The organism is Microbacterium sp. ZW T2_14 (assembly GCF_044987405.1).
GTDB lineage: Bacteria > Actinomycetota > Actinomycetes > Actinomycetales > Microbacteriaceae > Microbacterium.
In genome coordinates this window covers 1-2467 of record NZ_JBJDRK010000116.1, presented here as the reverse complement: position 1 = coordinate 2467, position 2467 = coordinate 1, and the positions used below count along the sequence as shown (strand labels likewise).

Here is a 2467-nt window from a genome sequence, read left to right as displayed (position 1 = left end):
GGGCCGCGACCGGGACGTCGGCGGGCACCGCCGTGGGCCTCGGCCTCGCGATCACCGCGTCGACGCACACGGTGCGGGCGACGCTCGGACGCGTGCTGACGGTCGGCGGAACGGTCACGCTCGGCGCCGGCTCGGTCTCGTCCTCCTCCTCGACCGCCGCGGCATCGGCCGCCGGCGCACCGGAGAACCCCGCCGACTCGGGAGACGCCTCGAACCCGGGCGGCGCCGCAGGCGGGGGAGTGGATGCCGCCGTCGGCGCCGCACGCGACCACGCCGACGACGTCGCGACCGCCGCCGGCGGCTCGGGCGCGGGGACCGCGGCCACCCCGAGCGCGGCGACCTCGCAGGGCCAGATCAACGCCGCGGCCGCCGTGGCCGTCACGGTGGTCACGGCCACTGTCGAGGCATCCGTCCTCCCGGGCGCCGCCATCACCGCAGGCGGGGTTGTCGCGATCACCGCGGGCGAGAATACGGATGCCGCCTCCGACGCGAACGGGTCGGCGTCGCAGGGGAGCGACGCGACGATCGGCGCGGCGGTCGCGCTCACTCTGACGACGCTCGCGCACCGCGCCGCCATCGCGGCCGGCGCGAGCGTGACCGCGCCGTCGACGACGGTGCGGGCGGCCACGGTCGCCGACGGCGCCGACACCACCTCGACGACGAGCGCCCGTTCGGTCGCCGGAGCCGGGGGCGGCAAGGTCTCGGTGGCCGGAAGTCTGGCGCTCGCGATCGTGGATCGCGCGACGATCGCCGCGGTCGACGGATCGGCCGGAGGCGGAGCGGTGACCCTCTCGGCAGAGGCGGACGCCACGACGACCGTCGCTGCCCTGCCGGCAGGCCAGGGGGTCACCGACGCGGGCGACCTGGGCCTCGGCGCATCGGTGGCGCTCGCGCTCGTCACGGTCGCGGTCACCGTGGGCGTCGGCGACGGCGGCGCACTGCCGGGGCTCACGGCGCTCACGATCCTCGCGAATTCCACGAGCACGTCCACCACGGAGGCGCGCATGGGGGCGTCCGGTGGCGGTGTCGCCGTGGTGCCCGCCGTCGCCGTGACGCTGTCGGACGTGTCGACACTCGCCCGGATCGGCTCGGGGACGTCCGTGACGGCGAGCGGCGCGGTGCAGGTCGCGGCCGTGCAGAAGGCGACGGCCGGCTCGACCGCGGGAGCGATCGTCGTCGGCGCCGGCGATGCCGGCATCGGGGCCGCCGTGGCCCTGACGTTCGCCCACCACTCGACGCGCACCGCGCTCGCGCGGAGCCTCACCGCGCAGCAGGTCGACCTGATGGCCCACGCCACGTCCGACGCGACGGCGAACGCCACCGCCTCGACGGCGGGGGCGCCCGAGAACGGCGCCGACTCGGGCGACGCGTCGAACCCGGGCGGCGCCGCCGGCGGCGGAGTGGATGCCGCGGTCACCGCCGAGCGCGACCACGCCGACGCCGTCTCGGCCGCCCACGGGGGCGCCGGCACCGGTGGCGCCGCCGCACCGAGCGCCGAGACGTCGCAGGGCGGCGTGAACGCCGCGGCCGCCGTCGCGCTCGTCGTCGCCACCATCGGAGCCCGCGCCGAGCTCGCCTCGGGCATCACGGTGACGGCCGTTCAGCTCGTGCGACTGGACACCGCCACCGACACAGACGTGACCGCCCGCGCCGACGGCTCGGCCTCGCAGGGTACCGACGCCACGATCGGCGCGGCGGTCGCGCTCGCACTCGTCGACGTGGATGCGACAGCCGTCGTGCCCGCCGGCGTGACGATCGTCGCCGGACAGCTCACCGTCGCCGCGCGCGCCCTCGCGGAACCGGGCGACCCGGTGTCGAGGCTGGTCGTGGAGTCGGTCGCAGGCGCGGGCGGAGGCAAGGTCTCGGTCGCCGGCTCGGTGGCGATCCTCCTCGCCACCCACGATGTGCGCGCGGGGCTCGACGGCGCGGCGACGGTCGGCGGTGCGGTGGCCATCAGCGCCGCCGACACCGTCGTGGCCTCGGTGAAGGCGCTGCCTGCCGGCCAGGGGGTGACGGATGCCGGAGACCTCGGCCTCGGGGCATCCTTCGCGCTCGCCGCGGTCACCGCGACGACGCGCGCCGAGATCGGCGACGGCGCAACCCTGACCGGAACGACCGATCTCACCGTCATGGCGGTCGGCGACCTCGAGGTTCGCAGCGAAGCACGGATGGGCGCCGCCGGCGGCAAGGTCGCGCTGGCGCCGGCGGTCGCCGTCACGCTGGCGACGCCGACCACCGTCGCCCGCATCGGCAGCGGCACGGCCACCACCGTGACCGGGGCGCTCTCCCTGTTCGCCTCGCAGCGCTCCGTCGCCGCGGCGACCGCCGGTGCGATCGTGCTCGGTGCGGGGACCGCCGGTGTCGGCGTCTCCCTGGCACTGGTAATCGCCGGCGTCACCGGCTCGGTGGTGCTCGCCCGCAGCGTTACCGCGGCCAGCGTCGTCCTCGAGACGCGGATGCTCTCGAC

At 77.0% G+C, this 2467-nt stretch carries 1 protein-coding gene; it reads left to right on the top strand.

The window, feature by feature from the left end; translation table 11 throughout:
- Nucleotides 1-2467: beta strand repeat-containing protein (locus tag ACI3KY_RS20185; RefSeq protein WP_404931904.1), on the top strand; the 2467-nt coding region annotated here is incomplete at both ends.